The following is a 17,391-nucleotide window of genomic DNA, read 5'->3' as shown; positions in this document are numbered from 1 at the left end:
GAAGCGCGGCCTCCCAGCCGCGCCATTCTTCTGTTCACGCGCCGATGCGTTGCCGGCGCGATCATTCATCATCGAGGCCCGCCGACCATCAGCGGCCTCGCCTCGACATCGAACTACAGCCGGCACTTAACCGGCCGCATCCTGTTCCTTGAAGATCTTGTCCGCGAGATGGAACGCGGAGTTCGCGGCCGGTACGCCGCAGTAGATCGCGGTCTGCAGCAGCACTTCCTTGATCTCGTCGCGCGTCACGCCGTTGTTGCGCGCGGCGCGCAGGTGCAGCGCGAGTTCCTCGCCGCGGTTCAGCGCCACCATCATCGCGATGGTCAGCAGGCTGCGCGTATGGCGCGGCAGCCCGTCGCGCGTCCAGATCTCGCCCCATGCATAGCGCGTGATCAGGTTCTGGAATTCGTCGGTCACCTCGGTGCGGTTCTCGATCGAGCGGTCGACGTGCGCGTCGCCGAGCACCGCGCGGCGCACCTTCATCCCTGCTTCGTAACGTTCCTGGTCGTCCATCGCCGGTGCCTCACGCGGTCAGGAAATCGAGCAGCGCGCGGTTGAAGCCGTCGGTGCACTCGATGTTCGAAATATGCGCGGCGTCGAATTCGACGTGCCGCGCGCCCGGAATCGCGGCTGCAAGCGCGCGGCCCTGGTCGGGCGGCGTCGACATGTCCTTCGCGCCGGTCACGACGAGCACCGGCAACGCGATGCCTTTCACTTCTTCGCGCAGGTCGGCCGCGTTCAGCGCGTCGCAGTTCGCCGCATAGCCGTCCTTGTCGGTATGCACGAAGGTGTCGCGGATCGCATCGAACAAACGCGGCTCGCGTTCGACGAATGCGTCCGTGAACCAGCGCGGCAGCACCGCGTCGGCGAGCGCCGCCATCCCTTCGGCACGCGCCTTCTGCGCACGCGGCGCCCACACTTCCGGCGATCCGATCTTCGCGGCGGTGTTCGACAGCACCGCGCGAACGATGCGCGACGGGAAACGTGCAGCCAGCGCAGCACCCGTCAGCCCGCCCATCGAGATCCCGCAGAAATGCGCGCGGGCGATGCCGACGTGGTCGAGCAGGCCGATCACGTCGCCGGCGAGCTGGTCGATCGTGTACGAACCGGCCGGCGCATCGGAATGGCCGTGGCCGCGCGTGTCGTAGCGCAGGATGTTGAAGTGCTGCGTGAGCGGGCGGATCTGGGGTGCCCACATCTGCAGGTCGGCGCCGAGCGAGTTCGAGAAGACGAGCCACGGCGCGTCGTCGCGCGCGGTACGGTCGATCCGGTAATGCAGTTTCACGCCGTTGACAGTGGCGAATGGCATCAATGTTCTCCTGGTGATTGCGCGCCCGCGTGCAGCGCGAGCACGGCGTCGACGTAGGCCTGCGCCTCGCCGACGTAATGAGCGGGATCGAGCAGCCGCGCGAGCGCGTCGCGCGAGAGGTGCGCCGATACGGTCGCGTCGGCGGCAAGCACATCGAACAGCGTCGCGCCGGTGCGAACGGCTTCCTTCGACGCATGTTCGACGACGTGATGCGCGTCGAGTCGGCCGATCTTGTCGCCGAGCGCGAGCATCACCGCTTCGCCGAGAATCAGCCCGCGCGTCAGGTCGAGGTTCGCGGCCAGGCGTTCGGTGTTCACGTCGAGGCCCGCGACGATCTGCGCGATCTGCGCGAGCGCGCCGCCGGTCAGGCGCGCGAGGTCGGGCAATGCATCCCATTCGGCCTGCCAGCCGCCGAGTGCGCGCTCATGTTCCTGGACCATGCCCGCGAACACCGTCGCGACGAGGTTCGGTGCGCGCACGGCAGCCGTCAGCACGGCCGCGCAGCCGACCGGGTTGCGCTTGTGCGGCATCGTCGACGAGCCGCCCTTGCCGGCGGCGGCCGGCTCGCCAAGCTCGCCGACTTCAGTCTGCATCTGCAGCGACACGTCGCGCGCGATCTTGCCGAGCGTACCGGTCAGCATCCCGAAGCAGGATGCGGCTTCCGCAATGCGATCGCGCTGCGTATGCCACGGCACGGCCGGCGCCGCGAGCTTCAGGTCCGCCGCCAGCGCGGCCGTGACGCCGCGCGCGTGCTCGCGCAGGCTCGCGAGCGTGCCGGCCGCACCGCCGAACTGCAGAACGAGCGCACGCTCGCGCAATTCGGCAAAGCGCGTGCGATGGCGCAGCAGCGCATCGAGCCATTGCGCGAATTTCAGGCCGAGCGTGATCGGCAGCGCCTGCTGCAGCCAGGTGCGGCCGATCATCGGCGTCGCGCGATGCGTGCGCGCGAGCGTCGCGAGCGATGCGCACGCTTCGTCGAGCATCGGCTCGAGCACGTCGAGCGTGTCGCGCAACTGCAGCACGGTGGCGGTATCGATGATGTCCTGGCTCGTCGCGCCCCAGTGCACGAACTTCGCGGCCTCGGGGTCGTCGGCCTTCACCTGCGCGGTGAGCTGCTTGACGAGCGGAATCGCGAGATTGCCGCCAAGCGCCGCGCCGTGCGCGAGCGCGTCGGCGTCGAGCCGGCCGGCATCGCACGCGCGTTCGATCGGCGCGACCGCGGCGGCGGGAATCACCTGCTGCGCGGCGAGCGCACGCGCGAGCGCGGCCTCGACGTCGAGCATCCGCTGGATCGTTGCGCGAGGCGACCAGATCCGGTTGAGCGGCTCGGTGCCGCAGATGAGGGAGGTCAGGCTGGCGCTGTCTTCGAGCATGGCATCAGATTGGGGAAACGGCGTGCGCCTATTGTCCACCCAAGCGTGCCGGCATGCGCGCAGGCGCACGCGCCGGCACGCCTGCGGTTCAGGCAGCGGCCTTTTGCGTCGCGTCGATCAGCGGCACGCCGGTCAGCGTCTGCAGTTCGTCGAACGACAGGTCGGTGAAGATCTCGCTCACGGCAAGACCGTCGGCCGTCACGTCGAGCACGGCGAGATCCGTATAAATGCGGCTTACGCATTGCACGCCGGTGACCGGATACGAGCACTGCGCGACGATCTTGCTCTCGCCCTGCTTCGTCAGGTGCTCCATCATCACGAACACCTGCTTCGCGCCGATCGCGAGGTCCATCGCGCCGCCAACCGCCGGAATCGCATCGGGCGCACCCGTATGCCAGTTCGCGAGGTCGCCGGTCGCGGATACCTGGAACGCGCCGAGCACGCAGTAGTCGAGGTGACCGCCGCGCATCATCGCGAACGAATCCGCATGGTGGAAATACGCGCCGCCGGTGAGCAGCGTCACGTGCTGCTTGCCGGCGTTGATCAGTTCGTCATCCTCTTCGCCGGGCGCGGGTGCGGGGCCCATGCCGAGCAGGCCGTTCTCGCTGTGCAGGAAGATTTCCTTGGATCGGTCGAGGTGGTTCGCCACCAGCGTCGGCACGCCGATGCCGAGGTTCACGTACGCGCCTTCGGGGATGTCCTGGGCAACGCGCTTGGCCATTTCATCGCGGGTCAGTCGTTTCATTTCGGGTCTCCTCAGGCGGCTTGCGATGCGTGTTCGGCGGCCAGCTCGGCCGCGTGCGCGGCCTGCGGCACCTCGACGACGCGCTGGACGAAAATGCCCGGCGTCACGATGTGTTCCGGGTTCAGCGCGCCGAGCGGCACGACTTCCGACACTTGCACGATCGCGACCTTCGCGGCGCTGGCCATGATCGGCCCGAAATTGCGCGCGGTCTTGCGATACACGAGATTGCCCCAGCGATCGCCCTTGTACGCCTTCACGAGCGCGAAATCGGCGTGGATCGGCGTCTCGAACACATACGGCTTGCCGTCGATCACGCGCGTTTCCTTGCCTTCCGCGAGCTTGGTGCCGTAGCCGGTCGGCGTGAAGAAGCCGCCGATGCCGGCGCCCGCCGCGCGGATGCGCTCCGCGAGGTTGCCCTGCGGCACGAGCTCCAGCTCGATCTCGCCGGCGCGGTACAGCCCGTCGAACACCTGCGAGTCGCTCTGGCGCGGGAACGAACAGATGATCTTGCGCACCTGCTTCGCCTTCAGCAGCGCCGCCAGGCCCGTCTCGCCGTTGCCCGCGTTGTTGTTGACGATCGTCAGGTCGCGCGCGCCCTGTTCGATCAGCGCGTCGATCAGCTCGGACGGCATGCCTGCCGTGCCGAAGCCGCCGATCATGATTGTCGCGCCGTCGTGGATGTCGGCCACCGCCGACTGAAGCGATTCGAAAATCTTGTTGACCATGTCTCTTCCTGATACGAACCCGCGGCTCGGTGCGCGGCCTGTCGAGGGGACACGCGCGTGCCGCGTGCCGCGCCGGGGCCGATCTCGATCCCGGTTTTGTTCGCTATTCGAACCTAGATTCGTTTAGCGAACGATGGCCGATCATAGAGTCGCGCACAGCGCGTTGTCAAGGCGGGTTGCCTCGGGGGCCGTCACATCGTCGAACGGCAGCCCGACGTAGTTTTCGGCAAGCGACTGCGCGGCGGCCCGCGAGCGCGTCACGTATTTCAGCTCGGCAAACTTCAGGCGATTGACGAACGGCGAATCCTCCGGCGACGCATGCAACATGTTCGTCATGAAGTACGAGAAGTGCTCGGCGCGCCACACGCGTTCGAGGCAGGTCGCCGAATACCGGTCGAGCGGCGTCGCATCGCCCGTCCGGTAGCGCGCACCGAGCGCGCGGGACAGCGCGCGGACGTCGGCCACTGCCAGGTTCATCCCCTTCGCGCCGGTCGGCGGCACGATGTGCGCGGCGTCGCCGGCGAGGAACAGGCGTCCGTGCTGCATCGTCTCGGACACGAAGCTGCGCATCGGCGTCACGCTTTTCTGCGTGATCCGGCCCTCGGTCGGCGTCCAGCCCGTGTCGTTCGAGAAGCGCGTGTGCAACTCGTCCCAGATCCGCGCGTCGGACCATTCGGTGAGGTCTTCATCAGGCTTGCACTGCAGGTACAAGCGCGTGACCGTCGGCGAGCGCATCGAGAACAGCGCGAAACCGTTGTCGTGATGCGCATAGACGAGTTCGTCGAGCGACGGCGCCGCATCGGCGAGGATGCCGAGCCACGCGAACGGGTAGACGCGCTCGAACGTGTTCAGCCGCTCGACCGGAATCGTCTGGCGCGCGATGCCGTGGAAGCCGTCGCAGCCGGCGATGTAGTCGCAGTCGATGCGGTCTTCGCGGCCGTCGGCATGCTTGAACGTGACGAACGGGTGTTCGCCTTCGACGTCGTGCAACGCAACGTCGCTCACTTCGAAGTGCATCGCGTGGCCATGCTCGACGCCGGCCGCGATCAGGTCGCGCACCACTTCATGCTGGCTGTACACGGTGATCGCCCGCCCGCCGGTCAACGCGGACAGGCCGATGCGGTGGCGCTGCCCGGAGAACAGCAGCTCGATGCCGTGGTGCTCGAGCCCTTCGCGGCGCATCCGGTCGCCGAGGCCGGCTTCGTTCAGCGTGTCGACCGTACCCTGCTCCAGCACGCCGGCGCGGATGCGGTTCTCGCAGTATTCGCGCGAACGTGCTTCGACGAGGATGGAATCGACGCCTTGCAGGCGCAGCAGATGGGAAAGCAGAAGGCCGGACGGACCGGCGCCGATGATTGCAACTTGAGTGCGCATTGTTTGTCTCCTGTCGACCGGAGTTAGCGCTTCAGCGCTTACTCCGGTCCCATGCTTTGCGGAACATTGGTTCGAGTAATGGAACACATTTGAGCGCTTTCCCGACTATGCGGCAACGCGATTCAGGAGATATGTTGTATACGTTTTGAAGATACTGGCCTGGCGATGGAAGCGCTCGATCTGAACCTCATTCCCTACCTCGTCGCGCTCGACGACACGCGCAACGTGAGCCGCGCCGGCGACCTGCTCGGCGTCAGCCAGCCGCGCGTGAGCACGGCGCTCGGCCGCCTGCGCGCGTACTTCGGCGATCCGCTGTTCGTGCGCACGTCGCGCGGGATGGAGCCGACGCCGCGCGCGCTCGCGCTGCTGCCGGCCGCCCGCGACGCGCTTGCGCAGATCGAGCGCGGCCTCGTCGCGCCGCACGACTTCGATCCGGCCGCGAGCACGCATACGTTCTCGATCGCGCTGTCGGACGTCGGCGAGATCGTGTTCCTGCCGAAGCTGCTGCAGGCGTTCGCGACGCGCGCGCCGCACGCGAACCTGCGCTCGGTCTCGCTCGCGCACGACGAAGTCGGGCGCGGCCTCGAGGCCGGGTCGATCGATCTCGCGGTGGGCTACTTCCCGGATCTCGACGGCAACAACTTCTTCCAGCAGCGGTTGTTCACGCACCGGTTCGTCTGCCTGATGCGGCGCGGCCATCCGTTCGAGCAGGCGCCGCCGTTCACGGTCGAGCAGTTCCTCACGTGCGGACATGCGGTCGTACGCGCCGAAGGCCGCAGCCAGGAGGTGCTCGAGAAATATCTCGCGAAGCAGCGCATGCAGCGCCGCGCGGTGCTCGAGACGCCGCACTTCATGAGCCTGCCGTTCATCCTGAGCCGCACCGACCTGATCGCGACGGTCCCGCATGCGATCGGCTACGCGTATGCGGCCGAGCATGCGTTCATCGTGCCCGTCGAGCCGCCGCTCGCCCTGCCGCGCTTCGACCTGAAGCAGCACTGGCATCGCAAGTACCACAACGATCCGCGTACCGCGTGGCTGCGCGGCGTGGTCGCGTCGCTGTTCAACGACGAGCAGGACGAATGGCCGAAGTGAGCGCCAGGCCTCGCGCACGCCCCGCGAAAGCATGAAACAATGCCCGGATTCCGCGCCGCCCCGGCGGCGGCATTCGATGGAGCAGATAGATGGGTAAAAAGAAGTCCGCACCGGCCGAAACGGCCGCATCCCGCCCGAGCCGTGAAGAAGCAGAAGCCGCGGTTCGCGTGCTGTTGCGCTGGGCCGGTGACGATCCCGCGCGCGAAGGCCTGATCGACACGCCCGCCCGTGTCGTGCGCGCCTATGAGCAGTTCTTCGCCGGCTATGCGCTGGAGCCGCGCGACATCCTCGCGCGCACGTTCAGCGAAGTCGACGGCTACGACGAAATGATCGTGCTGAAGGACATCCGCTTCGAGAGCTACTGCGAGCACCACATGGTGCCGATCATCGGCCGCGCGCACGTCGCGTATCTGCCGAATCATCGCGTGGTCGGCATCTCGAAGCTTGCACGCCTCGTCGACGCGTTCGCGAAGCGCCTGCAGATCCAGGAAAAGATGACCGTGCAGATCGCCGACACGCTGTTCGACGTGCTGCAGCCGAAGGGCGTCGGCGTGATCCTCGAAGCCGCGCACCAGTGCATTTCGACGCGCGGCGTGCACAAGCCGGGCGTCGAGATGGTCACGTCGCGCATGCTCGGCACGTTCCGCACCGATCCGTCGACACGGCGCGAATTCCTGTCGATCGTCGCCAATCCTTCTTCAGTCAACCTGACGAATACGTAATGGAGCAGACGAAGCAAACGGCGCACGCGCCCGTCGTGCTCGTGACCGGCGCCGCGCGCCGGGCCGGGCGCGCGTTCGCCGAGTATTTCGCCGCGCACGGCTATCGCACCGCGGTGCATTACGACCGTTCGGCCGATGCCGCCCAGGCAGCGGCCCGTGCGATCGCCGAGGGCGGGCACGATTCGGTAGCGCTGCAGGCCGACCTGTCGGACGCCGCCCAGATCTCCGCGCTGATCGACCAGGTGTATGCGCGCTTCGGGCGCCTCGACGTGCTCGTCAACAACGCATCGGTGTTCTGGCAGGACCATTTCCCGAGCTTCGACCTCGCCGCGTTCGACCAGGCGTGGGCGGTCAACTGCCGCGCGCCGATCCTGCTCACGCGCGCGTTCTACGAACGGGCCCGCGCGGCCGGCACGCAGGGTGTCGTCGTGAATGTGGTCGACCAGAAGATCAAGGAAAACTTTCACCGCGACCATTTCAGCTATACGGTCGCGAAGGCCGCGCTCGGCAACCTCACGCAGATGCTCGCGCTGTCGTCCGCGCCGGTGCTGCGCGTGAACGCGGTATTCCCCGGGCTGATGCTGCCGAGCGACGACCAGACGCAGGCCGACTTCGAACACGCGAGCCGCGCATCGACGCCGCTCGCACGCATCGCCGGCCCCGACGACGTCGCGAGCGCGATCCTGATGCTGACGGGCAACGCGTACAACGGGGTGGACTTCGTCGTCGATGCGGGGCAGAACCTGATCCGCGTCGACCAGGATGTGCTGTACAAGCACCGCGCGCCCGACGGCAAGCACTGACCGACGCGCGCGGCGGCCGGCCGCCGCGCGCCGCGTTACGGCTTCTCGCCGCTCCCGCCTTCGCGAACCTTGCCCTGCGCGACACTCGTGCCGGGCGGCACGCTGTGCGTGAGCCACACGTTGCCGCCGATCACCGAGCCGCGCCCGATGGTCACGCGGCCGAGAATCGTCGCGCCCGCGTAGATCACCACGTCGTCCTCGACGATCGGGTGCCGCGCATTGCCCTTGACCAATGCCCCTTCGCCATCGGCCGGGAAGCTCTTCGCACCCAGCGTGACGGCCTGGTACACGCGCACGCGCTCGCCGATGATCGCCGTCTCGCCGATCACGACGCCCGTGCCGTGGTCGATGAAGAAACTCGGGCCGATCTGCGCGCCCGGGTGGATGTCGATGCCGGTGGCCGAGTGGGCGATTTCATTGATGAACCGCGCCAGCAGCGGCACACCAAGCTGGTGCAGCGCGTGCGCGAGCCGGTGATGCATCATCGCCAGCACGCCGGGGTAGCACAGCAGGATCTCGGTGATGTGCTGCGCGGCCGGATCGCCGGCATACGCGGCCTGGATATCGCTGACGAGCAGCGCGCGGACCGCCGGCAACTGCCGGCCGAATTCGCGCGCGATCTCGAACGCGCGTTCGTCGAGCTCGGCGAACGGCGTATCGGCATGCTCGGGCAGGAACGGCAGCGCACGGCGGATCTGTTCGGACAGAATGCGCAGCGTGCTTTCGAGCGTGTGACCGACGTAGAAGTCGACGCTTTCGTCGGTCAGATCCGGTGCGCCGTAGTGCGTCGGAAACATCGACGCGCGCAGGCCGGTCACAATCTTGCAGATCGCATCGCGCGACGGCAGTTCGCGGATGCCGCGCGGATGGCGCGTGCGATGGAGTTCCTCGCGCGACTCGCGCAAGCCGGCGACGATTTCTTCAAGGCCCCACTGACGGGCGGGTGATGTCGACATATGCCAATGCGGGCGGCCGCACTCGGTCGCACGGCCGCAAATATAGTGACGGGTTCCGCAAGATTACCGCGTTTTTTGTCCGGGGGCGGCACGCCGGCAATCGGCCGGACGGCCGATTGCGCCGAATCGCGGCGGCGTCAGATCGTGACGCTGCTCGCGTCGATCCAACGCACGGCCCAATCGCGCGCGTGCGCGATTGCGTCGCCTTCGTCGTTGAACTGGAGCTCGATCGGAAAAAAGCGGTTCGCAACGAGTTCCCCGTCGCTCGATCGGGAGATCACGACGTAGGGTTTGAACGAACCGTCGCTGGCGCGCGCGGGCGCGCAATTCAACAGATAACCGCGGTGCGTGAAGGCAGTAGTCGCTTGCATGAATCCGCCACCTCTAGTCCCTTGCCTTGTTGTTCACTACCCGTCTTAAGGGTGCTGCGGCGCCCCGGCGCGGGCAGAGGCGGCGCGGCCCAATCCCCTGTCGCCGCTTCGCAGGAAAAGAATCATACTCTGTAGAAAACGCGTCTTCTAGCTGAAATAAATCACGACAAATCAGTGCGCGTCGCGCGACCGCGGCGATCGCCCGCGCGCCTTTTCCCGTCATGCCCGGAACGGGATTTGCTTCGATCCGGAACGCTTCGCCGCGAGGAGAGCCGCGATGGAATCATCCGGTCAAACCGAACGTTCGCATCCCCGCAGCATCGAGCTCGACAACGACGACACGCACGACAGCACGGTCGACACCGACGGCAAGAACCGCGAGGCGGCGCGCCTCGCCGGCGGCGGGCCGATTTCGCCCGACCAGATCACGCGCAGCAACGCGTCGCTCGTCAACGCGATGCCGGAAGCTGGCGACGGCTTCGCCGGTTTCGACAGCCGCCCCGGCGGCAATCATCCGGCGTTCGCGCTGCGTGCCGGCTACATGGTGATCGAGAAAGGCTTCGACGCGCCGCCGCCTATGAGCGACGCGCTGTTCGGCCCCGTCCACCGGATGTACGGCAGCGCGTACTGGCCCGGCCACCAGCGGCGGCCGGAGCGCGTCTTCGAGCTGACGGCCGTGCCGAGATAGCCGGCGCGGCGTTTGAATCGATCGTTCGTTTGCGAACCGGTATCGGCCGACAGCCGATGGCTGGGGGATCGACGTACGCCATCGCTGCACGCCGACCGTGTGCGAGTCACTGCGCGATGCAAAAGCGAACGATTCCGCGCGGCGACACTGGCGGTGTCATGCATGCCGTGAATCGCCTCGACGCACGTGCATTGATCGAGGTCATGTCGAATCGCCACGATTGCGATTGAATGGCGATGCGGGCGATGCCTCCGCGTGACCGTCGTGTCGCGTCGTGTCGATGCGATCGGCGTGCGCGGCGATGCGTATGTGCTTGCGTATGCGCTTGCGTGTGCGTGTGCCACACGCGACATCGATGCGCGCGCATGCAATTCCGCCGACGATGTAGACAGCACCCCCACGCCCACGGCGCGCGACACGCGGCGCAGCCTGCGCCAAGTGCATGTCAGTACGCCGCAGAAGCCGAAGCAACGCCGTCGCGCGGCGCGATCGGCGCCGCACTGCAAAGTCCCGGCTATTGGTTTACTCTGCCTCGCAGCATTGCCCAGCCCGATCGGCCATCCGGCCGACTTCGTTTCAACCCGCCACTCGGAGACACTATGTACAAGCGTATTCTGGTTGCCGTCGACGGCAGCGACACGTCCCGCCACGCGTTCGATGCCGCGTTGGCGCTCGCGAAATCGCACGGCGCCGAGCTGCAACCGTTCTACGTCGTCGAGAACGCCGCGATCTACTACAACGTACCCGGCTACGATCCGTCCGTGCTGCGCGACCAGCTCGTCGAGCAGGGCAACGCACTCGCGAAGGATTTCACTGCGCTGATGCAGGCGGCGGGCGTGAAGGGCGAGACGAAGCTGAGCGAAGCGACGTCACTCAACGACGTGTCGTCGCTGATCCTCGACGGCGCAAAAGCGTTCGATGCCGATCTGCTCGTGCTCGGCACGCACGGCCGCCGCGGGTTCCGCCGTCTCGTGCTCGGCAGCATCGCCGAGCAATGCGTGCGCCACGCGAGCCTGCCCGTGCTGCTGATTCCGGCGGCCGCCAACGTCGACACACCGGCCGCGTGAGCAGCATCCGGCATGCGCGGGCAGTCGCGACGTTTTGTCACCCGACAGCGGCAAGTTGCGGTGGGACAATGATTCCGTCGATTCAACGCCGGAGTAAACGATCATGCTGACGCCCGTCGCCACACGTCCCGCCGCCACGCCTCATGCCGGCGGCTGGGCTCCCCGCCAGGCCGCGCACTGCTCGTCGTGCGCAATGCGGCACCTGTGCATGCCGCAGGGCCTGGCGCCCGAAGCGCTCAGTCGTCTCGAGTCGGTCATCTGCGCGGCACGCCCCGTCAAGCGCGGCGAAGCGCTGTTCCGCGAAGGCGACGCATTCGACAACCTGTACGCGGTACGCTCGGGTTCGCTGAAAACCGTCGCGACGCGCCACGACGGCCGCGAGCAGGTCACCGGGCTGCATCTCGCCGGCGAAGCGCTCGGCCTCGACGGCATCTGCGACGACACGCATCCGCGCACGGCGGTCGCGCTGGAAGACAGCTCCGTCTGCGTGATTCCGTACAGCGCGCTCAAGGCGCTGTGCTCCGAAGCCGGTTCGATGCAGTTGCGCATGCACAAGCTGATGAGCGAACAGATCGTGCGCGAAACGTCGCAAACGATGCTGCTCGGTTCGCTGAACGCCGAAGAACGCGTCGCCGCGTTCCTGCTCGACGTATCGTCACGCTACCTGAAGCGCGGTTACTCGCCGTCGGAATTCAACCTGCGGATGACGCGCGAAGACATCGGCAGCTACCTCGGCATGACGCTCGAAACGGTCAGCCGCACGCTGTCGAAATTCCAGAAGCGCGGCCTGATCGAAATGCAGGGCCGCCACGTCCAGATCGTCGATTTCGACGGTTTGCATCACGTCTGATGTGATGCCGCACGGCGCGCACCTCGCGCGCGCCGCCTGCGTCAAGCGATCGATCAATCGAGAAACAGCGCGGCGCGCGCCTTCAGCGCCGCGCTGAAATCGTCGAGCCAGCCGATCGACAAACGCCAGCTCTGCCAGTAAAGATCGATGTCGATCGTTCGCCCGCGCGACATGTCGACCAACTCTCCCGCCGCCAGCTGGCGGTCGACCATCCGGTCCGGGCACATCCCCCATCCCAATCCCGTTTCGCACGCACGCAGGTAGCCTGCGACGTGCGGTATCCAGTGCTGCGGCGGATCGAGATCCGCGCGCGTCACGCGCCGGATGAAACGCGCCTGCAGCCCGTCCTTCGGATTGAACATCACGCACGGCGCACGGCGCAGCGCATCGCGCGTGATGCCCGCGCCGAAGTAGCGTTCGTAAAACGCCGGCGAGCACACCGCGCGATAGCGGATGCGCCCGAGCCGCTCCGAGCGGCACCCCTGGATCGGCTCGGCCTGCGCGGTCACGGCGCCCTGCACGCTGCCGTCGCGAATGCGCGAGGCCGTGTAATCCTGGTCGTCGATCACGAGGTCGAGCAACGTCTCGCGCTCCGTGCAGAACGGCCCGACCGCGTCGATGAGCCACGTCGCAACGCTGTCGTCGTTGACGGCCACGCGCAACGTCGGCCACGCGCTCCCGATCTGGCCCGGAAGCGCCGGCATCCTGCCACCCAGCTCGGCCTCGAGCAGCTGCACGCGTTCGGTATGCCGGCACAGCAGCGCACCCGACGTCGTCGCGACGCACGGCTGCCCGCGCTTGACGAGCACGCTGCCGACCCGCTCCTCCAGCAGTTTCACGCGCTGCGACACGGCCGACGGCGTGACGTTCAGCTCCTTGGCCGCCCGCTCGAACGAACCGTGCCGGATCACGGCCGCGAGGGCATCGAGCAACGCGTAGTCGAGCATTAGATTTCCTTAATCTGCATTAGGTGATTTAGCTTCTCTTATTTTCATGCTGACCGCAGACTAGCGCTACCCGACTCATCCGTCTACTGCTTCCACTGCTGTCACCCACCATGAACTGGCTTGCTTTTTCCCACGGCGCCGCACTCTGCGGATCGCTCATCGTCACCATCGGCGCGCAGAACGCCTTCGTGCTGCGGCAAGGCATCATGCGCTCGCACGTCGGCAAGATCGTGCTGCTGTGCGCGCTGTCCGACATGATCCTGATCGGCGCGGGCGTCGGCGGCGCATCGGCGCTCGTCGAACGCTATCCGACCTTCGTCCACGCGGTGCTGTACGTCGGCCTCGCGTATCTCGCGTGGTTCGGCATCAACGCGCTGCGCCGCGCGTTCAAGCCGGGCCACGAAACGCTCGACGTGCGCGGCGACGCAATCGCGCCGCCGCCGCAGAGCGGCCTCGCGATCGTGCTGATGACGCTCGCGTTCACGTGGCTCAACCCGCATGTGTATCTCGACACGTTCCTGCTGATCGGCACGGCCGGCGCACGCGAGCCGGAAGGCGCGCGGCTCGCGTTCGCGATCGGCGCGATGTCGGTCAGCGTCGTGTGGTTCCTCGGGCTCGGCTACGGGGCGCGACTGCTGGCGCCGTGGTTCCGCAAGGCGGTGGCGTGGCGTGTGCTCGATGGCGCGATCGGCAGCATGGTGCTGTTTCTCGCCGCCGTGCAGTTGCGCTGACCGGCTCACCCACGCACGGGCGGTTGCCTGCCGCCCGTCGTCCCGCCCGCTCCGGCGCAACGCCGGAGCAGCCACCTTCCCGCCCACTTCCGCCCACGCGCCGTTCCGTGCCCCGTCACGCCAGCCGCAACAAAAATCGGTTCCCGATCGAATGCAGCCACGCGAAGCGCTCACGCAACGGACGAGGCGTCCGTCATCTGCGTCAAGCCGTCCGCCATCGCGGCCGCGCGCCGACTGCACGAATCGGAGCGATCGGCGAGAATGTCCGGCGTCCCGCGGCATCGGCGTGACCGCACCCGTACCCGTCGTCTCGCCGCGATCGTCCCGGCCCATCCCGCAGTTCAATTCCGTCACCCAGCAGAAATCGGAGCAGAACATGGCACTACGCACCCTCGGCACGTCGAACATCCAGGTTTCGCCGCTCGCGTTCGGCGGCAACGTCTTCGGCTGGACCGTCGACGAGCACACGTCGTTTGCGTTGCTCGACGCGCTCGCCGACACCGGCATCAACTTCATCGACACGGCCGACGTCTATTCGGCCTGGGCCCCCGGCAACAGCGGCGGCGAATCGGAAACGATCATCGGCAAGTGGCTCAAGCGTTCCGGCAAGCGCGAGCAGGTCGTGATCTCGACCAAGGTCGGCCTGCTGGCCGCGCGCGCGGGGCTGACCCGGGACAACATCCTGAAAGCCGCCGACGATTCGCTGCGCCGTCTGCAGACCGACTACATCGACCTGTATTTCTCGCACAGCGATCTCGCCGATACGGCCCCGCTCGAAGAGACGCTCGGCGCCTATCAAACGCTGATCGACGCGGGCAAGGTGCGAATCATCGGCGCATCGAACTACAGCGGCGCGCGCCTGCGCGAAGCGGCCGACATCAGCAAGCGCGACGGCCTGCCCGCGTACCAGGTCATCCAGCCTGAATACAACCTGTTCGATCGCACCGACTACGAACGCGATCTCGAACCTGTCGTGCGCGACCTGAAGCTCGGTGTCGTCAATTACTACGCGCTCGCAAGCGGCTTCCTGTCGGGCAAGTACCGCAGCGAGGCCGACTTGAAGAAGAGCGTGCGCGGCGATCGCGTCGCCGGGTATCTCAATGAACGCGGGCTGCGCATCCTCGCGGCGCTCGATGCGGTGGCGGCGAAGCACGGCACGCAGCCGGCCGCGATCGCGCTCGCATGGCAGATCGCGCGGCCGACGATCACCGCGCCGATCGCGAGCGCGACGTCGCTGGCGCAGCTGGCATCGCTCGGCGAAGCGATCCGCGTTCAGCTCGATCAGGACGACATTCGCCGGATCGACGAGGCCAGTGCGGCCTGAAGTCGTCGGCAGCGGGCCGGTCGACCGGATCGCGCAGCCTGCGCGGTTCCGCGACCGGCCTGTGTCACGAGCATGCCCGTGTCGCCGTATTCGCGGATGCAGGCGATCCGGGACTGGCGGATGAATACAATGGCGTGCATCCCGGCGAGCGGCCGCGCAACGCGACGCGGCCGGGTCGATACCCACGATGCCCGACCCAACGCCACGCACAAAGACCGCCCATGCCCCGACACCCCCGTCACGCCCGCTACGTCTCCCCGTTCGCCGCCACGCTCGCCGTGCTGTGCGCGTGCGCGCCGGCCACGTCTTGCGCAGGCTGGTACGAAGTCGTCAACTACACCGGCACGATCGGCGATGCGCCCGTCCACGTATCGCTGCAGACCTACGACGCCATCGACCGCAACGACGCGGGCCGCTGGCGCGTCGACGGCAGCTACTACTACGACGCGCATCGCAAGCCGATCCCGTTGCGGGGCCGCCGCGAGCCCGACGGCTGCACGACACTGTGCGAAGCATCGCCGCCCGCATCGAGTGCCGAATCGCCAGTCGTGCCCGCCGCATCGCCATCGCGGCCGAAGCCCTGCCCGATCGCGCTGAACGTCGCCGGTCAAACGGCAACCGGCACCTGGGACGACGGTCGCAAGGCATTCCCGATCACGCTGCACGAAGTCGGGAGACTGAACGACAACGATCAGGATCACCTCCAGTTCGACGGCACCGTCGAGATTCCGATGTGGTATCGCACGAAGACGCACATGCTGGTCGGTGTCTATGCACTGTCGGCCAAGTGCGGCATTGCGATGCGGTCGCTGCGGGCCATAAACATCGCGACGGGCAGCATCGACCGCACGATCCCGCTCGACTGCGACGCGGGCATGGTGATGACGTCGATCTATGCGAACGTCGCCGATGCGCGGCGGGCCGGGTACGTCAGCGTCGAATTCCGCGGCGGCAAGATGGGTTACGAGCAGGTCGTGTCGCTCGGTCTGCAATCGACTGCATCGAAGTAAGCCGGCACGACCTAACCCGAAATCGCACACGTGTCTTGACTCGCACGGCCGCTTCCTTTGACTCGGCCGGACATCGATCGCGCCTCCGCCCGCAACGCCCCGCTGCAGGCGCGTCACACGTCCGCCCCGGGTCTTTCACGGATTGACCGCGCCATTCGCCCTGCCCGAGACTGCGCCGCACGAGCGGTCATTGGGAGAACGTCATGCCGGACACCAGCACGGAGATCGCCACGATCTCGACGCGCGCCGTACGCGGCCACGAACGCGTCGACTTCTGGGTCGACCATGTCGCTCGCACGCTCGTGCGGATCGAATGCAGCGGCAAATCGTCCGAAGGCATCGACGCGTCGCTGCGCAAGCGCGATCTCGGGCTGTTCGGCGCCTGCGACATCGTCGCGAACCGGCACGCGGTCGTGCGCACCCCGCACAACATCCATGCGGACCCGCGCGACGCCGTGTTCATCTGCCTGATGCACGCAGGGCAAGGCTATACGTTCCAGGACGTCGACTGCATGCAACACGGGCCCGGCGACCTCGTCCTCTACGACACGTCGATGCCGTACGGCCACGGCTTTCCCGCCGACATGGCGATGACCGTGCTCGACGTGCCGCGCGACGTGTTCGAGGCGCGCGTCGGCCCGTGGCGCTACCGCAGCCTCGTCAAGATCGACCGTGACGACGGCATCGCGTCGTGGGCCGTGCGGCAGGTCTATTCGCTGCTCGCCGCGCCGCAGGCGCCCACGCCCGATGCGCGCGAACATCGCGCCGCCGCGATCCTCGATCTCGTGCAGTCGATGCTGCGGCTGCGCGACGGCGACGCGTCGCCGACCAAGTCGACCGTCCATACGCTGTCGCGCGCAAAGGCGTTCATCGACAGCCATCTCGCCGACGACGATCTCGACAGCCACTCGGTGAGCCGCGCGATCAACCTGTCGCCGCGCCAGCTCGCGCGCATCTTCGAAATCGAAGGGATGCCGCTCACGCGTTACATCCTGGCGCGGCGGCTCGAACGCTGTCGCGCCGACCTGCGCGACCGGTCGCTGAAGCACCTGACGGTCAGCGAGATCGCGTTTCGCTGGGGCTTCAACAACAGCGCGCACTTCAGCCGCAGCTATCGCGCGCGCTTCGGCGAGACGCCGAGCGATACCCGCGCGCCGGCGCCGGCCGACGCGCGCTAGTTCGTCCACCGCCCGCCACTTGCCACCCGCCGCCGTGTCCCTGCGAGGCAAGCACGGCGTCCGTCCCGGTCAAATGGGGCCGCATAGCGGCCGCTAAGCTGGCTTCCTGCGCGGCGGCACTCGTTT

General features: G+C 67.2%; 19 protein-coding genes. 10 read left to right on the top strand and 9 right to left on the bottom strand.

Going from position 1 to position 17,391, the window contains the following annotated elements; genetic code table 11:
- Positions 1-126: 126 nt before the first annotated feature.
- The 6 genes from pcaC to HWX39_RS01945 form a co-directional block, all read right to left on the bottom strand.
- Complete coding sequence (gene pcaC / locus HWX39_RS01970; RefSeq protein ID WP_006480129.1) at positions 127-513, bottom strand: 4-carboxymuconolactone decarboxylase; 387 nt, start codon at positions 511-513, stop codon at positions 127-129.
- Between the two features lie 10 nt (positions 514-523).
- Positions 524-1,309: a 3-oxoadipate enol-lactonase gene (gene pcaD, locus HWX39_RS01965; RefSeq protein WP_175965324.1), complete on the bottom strand. Its 786-nt coding sequence runs from the start codon at positions 1,307-1,309 to the stop codon at positions 524-526.
- Positions 1,309-2,682: a 3-carboxy-cis,cis-muconate cycloisomerase gene (locus HWX39_RS01960; protein ID WP_175965323.1), complete on the bottom strand. Its 1,374-nt coding sequence runs from the start codon at positions 2,680-2,682 to the stop codon at positions 1,309-1,311. The genes pcaD and HWX39_RS01960 overlap by 1 nt, the downstream gene beginning before the upstream one ends.
- An 88-nt stretch (positions 2,683-2,770) precedes the next feature.
- Positions 2,771-3,427, bottom strand: a complete 657-nt coding sequence (locus tag HWX39_RS01955; RefSeq protein WP_175965322.1) for a CoA transferase subunit B — start codon at positions 3,425-3,427, stop codon at positions 2,771-2,773.
- 11 nt (positions 3,428-3,438) lie between these two features.
- Positions 3,439-4,152 carry a 3-oxoacid CoA-transferase subunit A gene (locus HWX39_RS01950; RefSeq protein WP_085038225.1) on the bottom strand — a complete coding sequence of 238 codons (714 nt, stop codon included), beginning with the start codon at positions 4,150-4,152 and terminating at the stop codon, positions 3,439-3,441.
- 141 nt (positions 4,153-4,293) lie between these two features.
- The gene (locus HWX39_RS01945) at positions 4,294-5,526 is read right to left on the bottom strand and encodes a 4-hydroxybenzoate 3-monooxygenase (protein ID WP_175965321.1); all 1,233 of its coding nucleotides are present in this window, start codon (positions 5,524-5,526) and stop codon (positions 4,294-4,296) included.
- Positions 5,527-5,691: 165 nt separating this feature from the next.
- Between HWX39_RS01945 and HWX39_RS01940 the strand changes: the two genes are divergently transcribed.
- From HWX39_RS01940 to HWX39_RS01930, 3 genes are all read left to right on the top strand, one after another.
- Entirely contained in the window at positions 5,692-6,618 is a 927-nt protein-coding gene (locus HWX39_RS01940) for a LysR family transcriptional regulator (RefSeq protein WP_175965320.1), read from the top strand.
- Between the two features lie 89 nt (positions 6,619-6,707).
- A complete protein-coding gene (gene folE, locus HWX39_RS01935; protein WP_175965319.1) occupies positions 6,708-7,340 on the top strand; it encodes a GTP cyclohydrolase I FolE in 633 nt (210 codons plus the stop codon).
- Positions 7,340-8,143, top strand: coding sequence for an SDR family oxidoreductase (locus HWX39_RS01930; protein WP_175965318.1), 804 nt, complete (start codon positions 7,340-7,342; stop codon positions 8,141-8,143). Before folE ends, HWX39_RS01930 begins: the two co-directional genes overlap by 1 nt.
- Before the next feature lie 35 nt (positions 8,144-8,178).
- On the opposite strand, the gene epsC is transcribed toward HWX39_RS01930, so the two are convergent.
- A complete protein-coding gene (gene epsC / locus HWX39_RS01925; protein WP_175965317.1) occupies positions 8,179-9,099 on the bottom strand; it encodes a serine O-acetyltransferase EpsC in 921 nt (306 codons plus the stop codon).
- 137 nt (positions 9,100-9,236) lie between these two features.
- Positions 9,237-9,470: a hypothetical protein gene (locus tag HWX39_RS01920; protein ID WP_175965316.1), complete on the bottom strand. Its 234-nt coding sequence runs from the start codon at positions 9,468-9,470 to the stop codon at positions 9,237-9,239.
- A 277-nt stretch (positions 9,471-9,747) separates the two neighbouring features.
- Here HWX39_RS01920 and HWX39_RS01915 point away from each other — a divergent pair, with 277 nt between their 5' ends.
- From HWX39_RS01915 to fnr, 3 genes are all read left to right on the top strand, one after another.
- Positions 9,748-10,158: a DUF3005 domain-containing protein gene (locus tag HWX39_RS01915; RefSeq protein WP_175965315.1), complete on the top strand. Its 411-nt coding sequence runs from the start codon at positions 9,748-9,750 to the stop codon at positions 10,156-10,158.
- Between the two features lie 599 nt (positions 10,159-10,757).
- Positions 10,758-11,225: a universal stress protein gene (locus HWX39_RS01910; protein WP_175956991.1), complete on the top strand. Its 468-nt coding sequence runs from the start codon at positions 10,758-10,760 to the stop codon at positions 11,223-11,225.
- A 103-nt stretch (positions 11,226-11,328) separates the two neighbouring features.
- Complete coding sequence (fnr, locus tag HWX39_RS01905; protein WP_175965314.1) at positions 11,329-12,075, top strand: fumarate/nitrate reduction transcriptional regulator Fnr; 747 nt, start codon at positions 11,329-11,331, stop codon at positions 12,073-12,075.
- A gap of 53 nt (positions 12,076-12,128) precedes the next feature.
- Here the strand turns inward: fnr and HWX39_RS01900 are convergent, their stop codons facing one another.
- Positions 12,129-13,022, bottom strand: coding sequence for a LysR family transcriptional regulator ArgP (locus tag HWX39_RS01900; RefSeq protein ID WP_175965313.1), 894 nt, complete (start codon positions 13,020-13,022; stop codon positions 12,129-12,131).
- Positions 13,023-13,132: 110 nt separating this feature from the next.
- On the opposite strand from HWX39_RS01900, the gene HWX39_RS01895 reads away from it, so the two are divergent.
- The 4 genes from HWX39_RS01895 (at position 13,133) to HWX39_RS01880 (ending at position 17,265) form a co-directional block, all read left to right on the top strand.
- Complete coding sequence (locus HWX39_RS01895; RefSeq protein WP_175965312.1) at positions 13,133-13,753, top strand: LysE/ArgO family amino acid transporter; 621 nt, start codon at positions 13,133-13,135, stop codon at positions 13,751-13,753.
- A 376-nt stretch (positions 13,754-14,129) separates the two neighbouring features.
- Positions 14,130-15,077 (top strand): aldo/keto reductase, encoded by a 948-nt coding sequence (locus HWX39_RS01890; protein WP_175965311.1) that lies wholly within the window; start codon positions 14,130-14,132, stop codon positions 15,075-15,077.
- A gap of 221 nt (positions 15,078-15,298) precedes the next feature.
- Complete coding sequence (locus HWX39_RS01885; protein WP_175965310.1) at positions 15,299-16,087, top strand: hypothetical protein; 789 nt, start codon at positions 15,299-15,301, stop codon at positions 16,085-16,087.
- Positions 16,088-16,290: 203 nt separating this feature from the next.
- Positions 16,291-17,265, top strand: coding sequence for a helix-turn-helix domain-containing protein (locus HWX39_RS01880; protein ID WP_175965309.1), 975 nt, complete (start codon positions 16,291-16,293; stop codon positions 17,263-17,265).
- Positions 17,266-17,391 lie beyond the last annotated feature (126 nt).

The organism is Burkholderia sp. BCC0322 (assembly GCF_902833045.1).
Classification (GTDB): domain Bacteria; phylum Pseudomonadota; class Gammaproteobacteria; order Burkholderiales; family Burkholderiaceae; genus Burkholderia.
The sequence above is the reverse complement of the archived record's forward strand: the minus strand, read 5'-3'. Positions and strand labels throughout refer to the sequence as shown.

Excerpts from the sequence above, each read along its gene's own strand:
- HWX39_RS01955 (WP_175965322.1), bottom strand. The coding sequence starts at position 3,427 with ATGAAACGACTGACCCGCGATGAAATGGCCAAGCGCGTTGCCCAGGAC.
- HWX39_RS01945 (WP_175965321.1), bottom strand. The coding sequence starts at position 5,526 with ATGCGCACTCAAGTTGCAATCATCGGCGCCGGTCCGTCCGGCCTTCTG.
- folE (WP_175965319.1), top strand. The coding sequence starts at position 6,708 with ATGGGTAAAAAGAAGTCCGCACCGGCCGAAACGGCCGCATCCCGCCCG.
- HWX39_RS01930 (WP_175965318.1), top strand. The coding sequence starts at position 7,340 with ATGGAGCAGACGAAGCAAACGGCGCACGCGCCCGTCGTGCTCGTGACC.
- HWX39_RS01915 (WP_175965315.1), top strand. The coding sequence starts at position 9,748 with ATGGAATCATCCGGTCAAACCGAACGTTCGCATCCCCGCAGCATCGAG.
- HWX39_RS01880 (WP_175965309.1), top strand. The coding sequence starts at position 16,291 with ATGCCGGACACCAGCACGGAGATCGCCACGATCTCGACGCGCGCCGTA.
- HWX39_RS01920 (WP_175965316.1), bottom strand. The coding sequence starts at position 9,470 with ATGCAAGCGACTACTGCCTTCACGCACCGCGGTTATCTGTTGAATTGC.
- fnr (WP_175965314.1), top strand. The coding sequence starts at position 11,329 with ATGCTGACGCCCGTCGCCACACGTCCCGCCGCCACGCCTCATGCCGGC.
- epsC (WP_175965317.1), bottom strand. The coding sequence starts at position 9,099 with ATGTCGACATCACCCGCCCGTCAGTGGGGCCTTGAAGAAATCGTCGCC.
- HWX39_RS01900 (WP_175965313.1), bottom strand. The coding sequence starts at position 13,022 with ATGCTCGACTACGCGTTGCTCGATGCCCTCGCGGCCGTGATCCGGCAC.
- pcaC (WP_006480129.1), bottom strand. The coding sequence starts at position 513 with ATGGACGACCAGGAACGTTACGAAGCAGGGATGAAGGTGCGCCGCGCG.
- HWX39_RS01950 (WP_085038225.1), bottom strand. The coding sequence starts at position 4,152 with ATGGTCAACAAGATTTTCGAATCGCTTCAGTCGGCGGTGGCCGACATC.
- HWX39_RS01910 (WP_175956991.1), top strand. The coding sequence starts at position 10,758 with ATGTACAAGCGTATTCTGGTTGCCGTCGACGGCAGCGACACGTCCCGC.
- HWX39_RS01960 (WP_175965323.1), bottom strand. The coding sequence starts at position 2,682 with ATGCTCGAAGACAGCGCCAGCCTGACCTCCCTCATCTGCGGCACCGAG.
- HWX39_RS01890 (WP_175965311.1), top strand. The coding sequence starts at position 14,130 with ATGGCACTACGCACCCTCGGCACGTCGAACATCCAGGTTTCGCCGCTC.
- pcaD (WP_175965324.1), bottom strand. The coding sequence starts at position 1,309 with ATGCCATTCGCCACTGTCAACGGCGTGAAACTGCATTACCGGATCGAC.
- HWX39_RS01885 (WP_175965310.1), top strand. The coding sequence starts at position 15,299 with ATGCCCCGACACCCCCGTCACGCCCGCTACGTCTCCCCGTTCGCCGCC.
- HWX39_RS01895 (WP_175965312.1), top strand. The coding sequence starts at position 13,133 with ATGAACTGGCTTGCTTTTTCCCACGGCGCCGCACTCTGCGGATCGCTC.
- HWX39_RS01940 (WP_175965320.1), top strand. The coding sequence starts at position 5,692 with ATGGAAGCGCTCGATCTGAACCTCATTCCCTACCTCGTCGCGCTCGAC.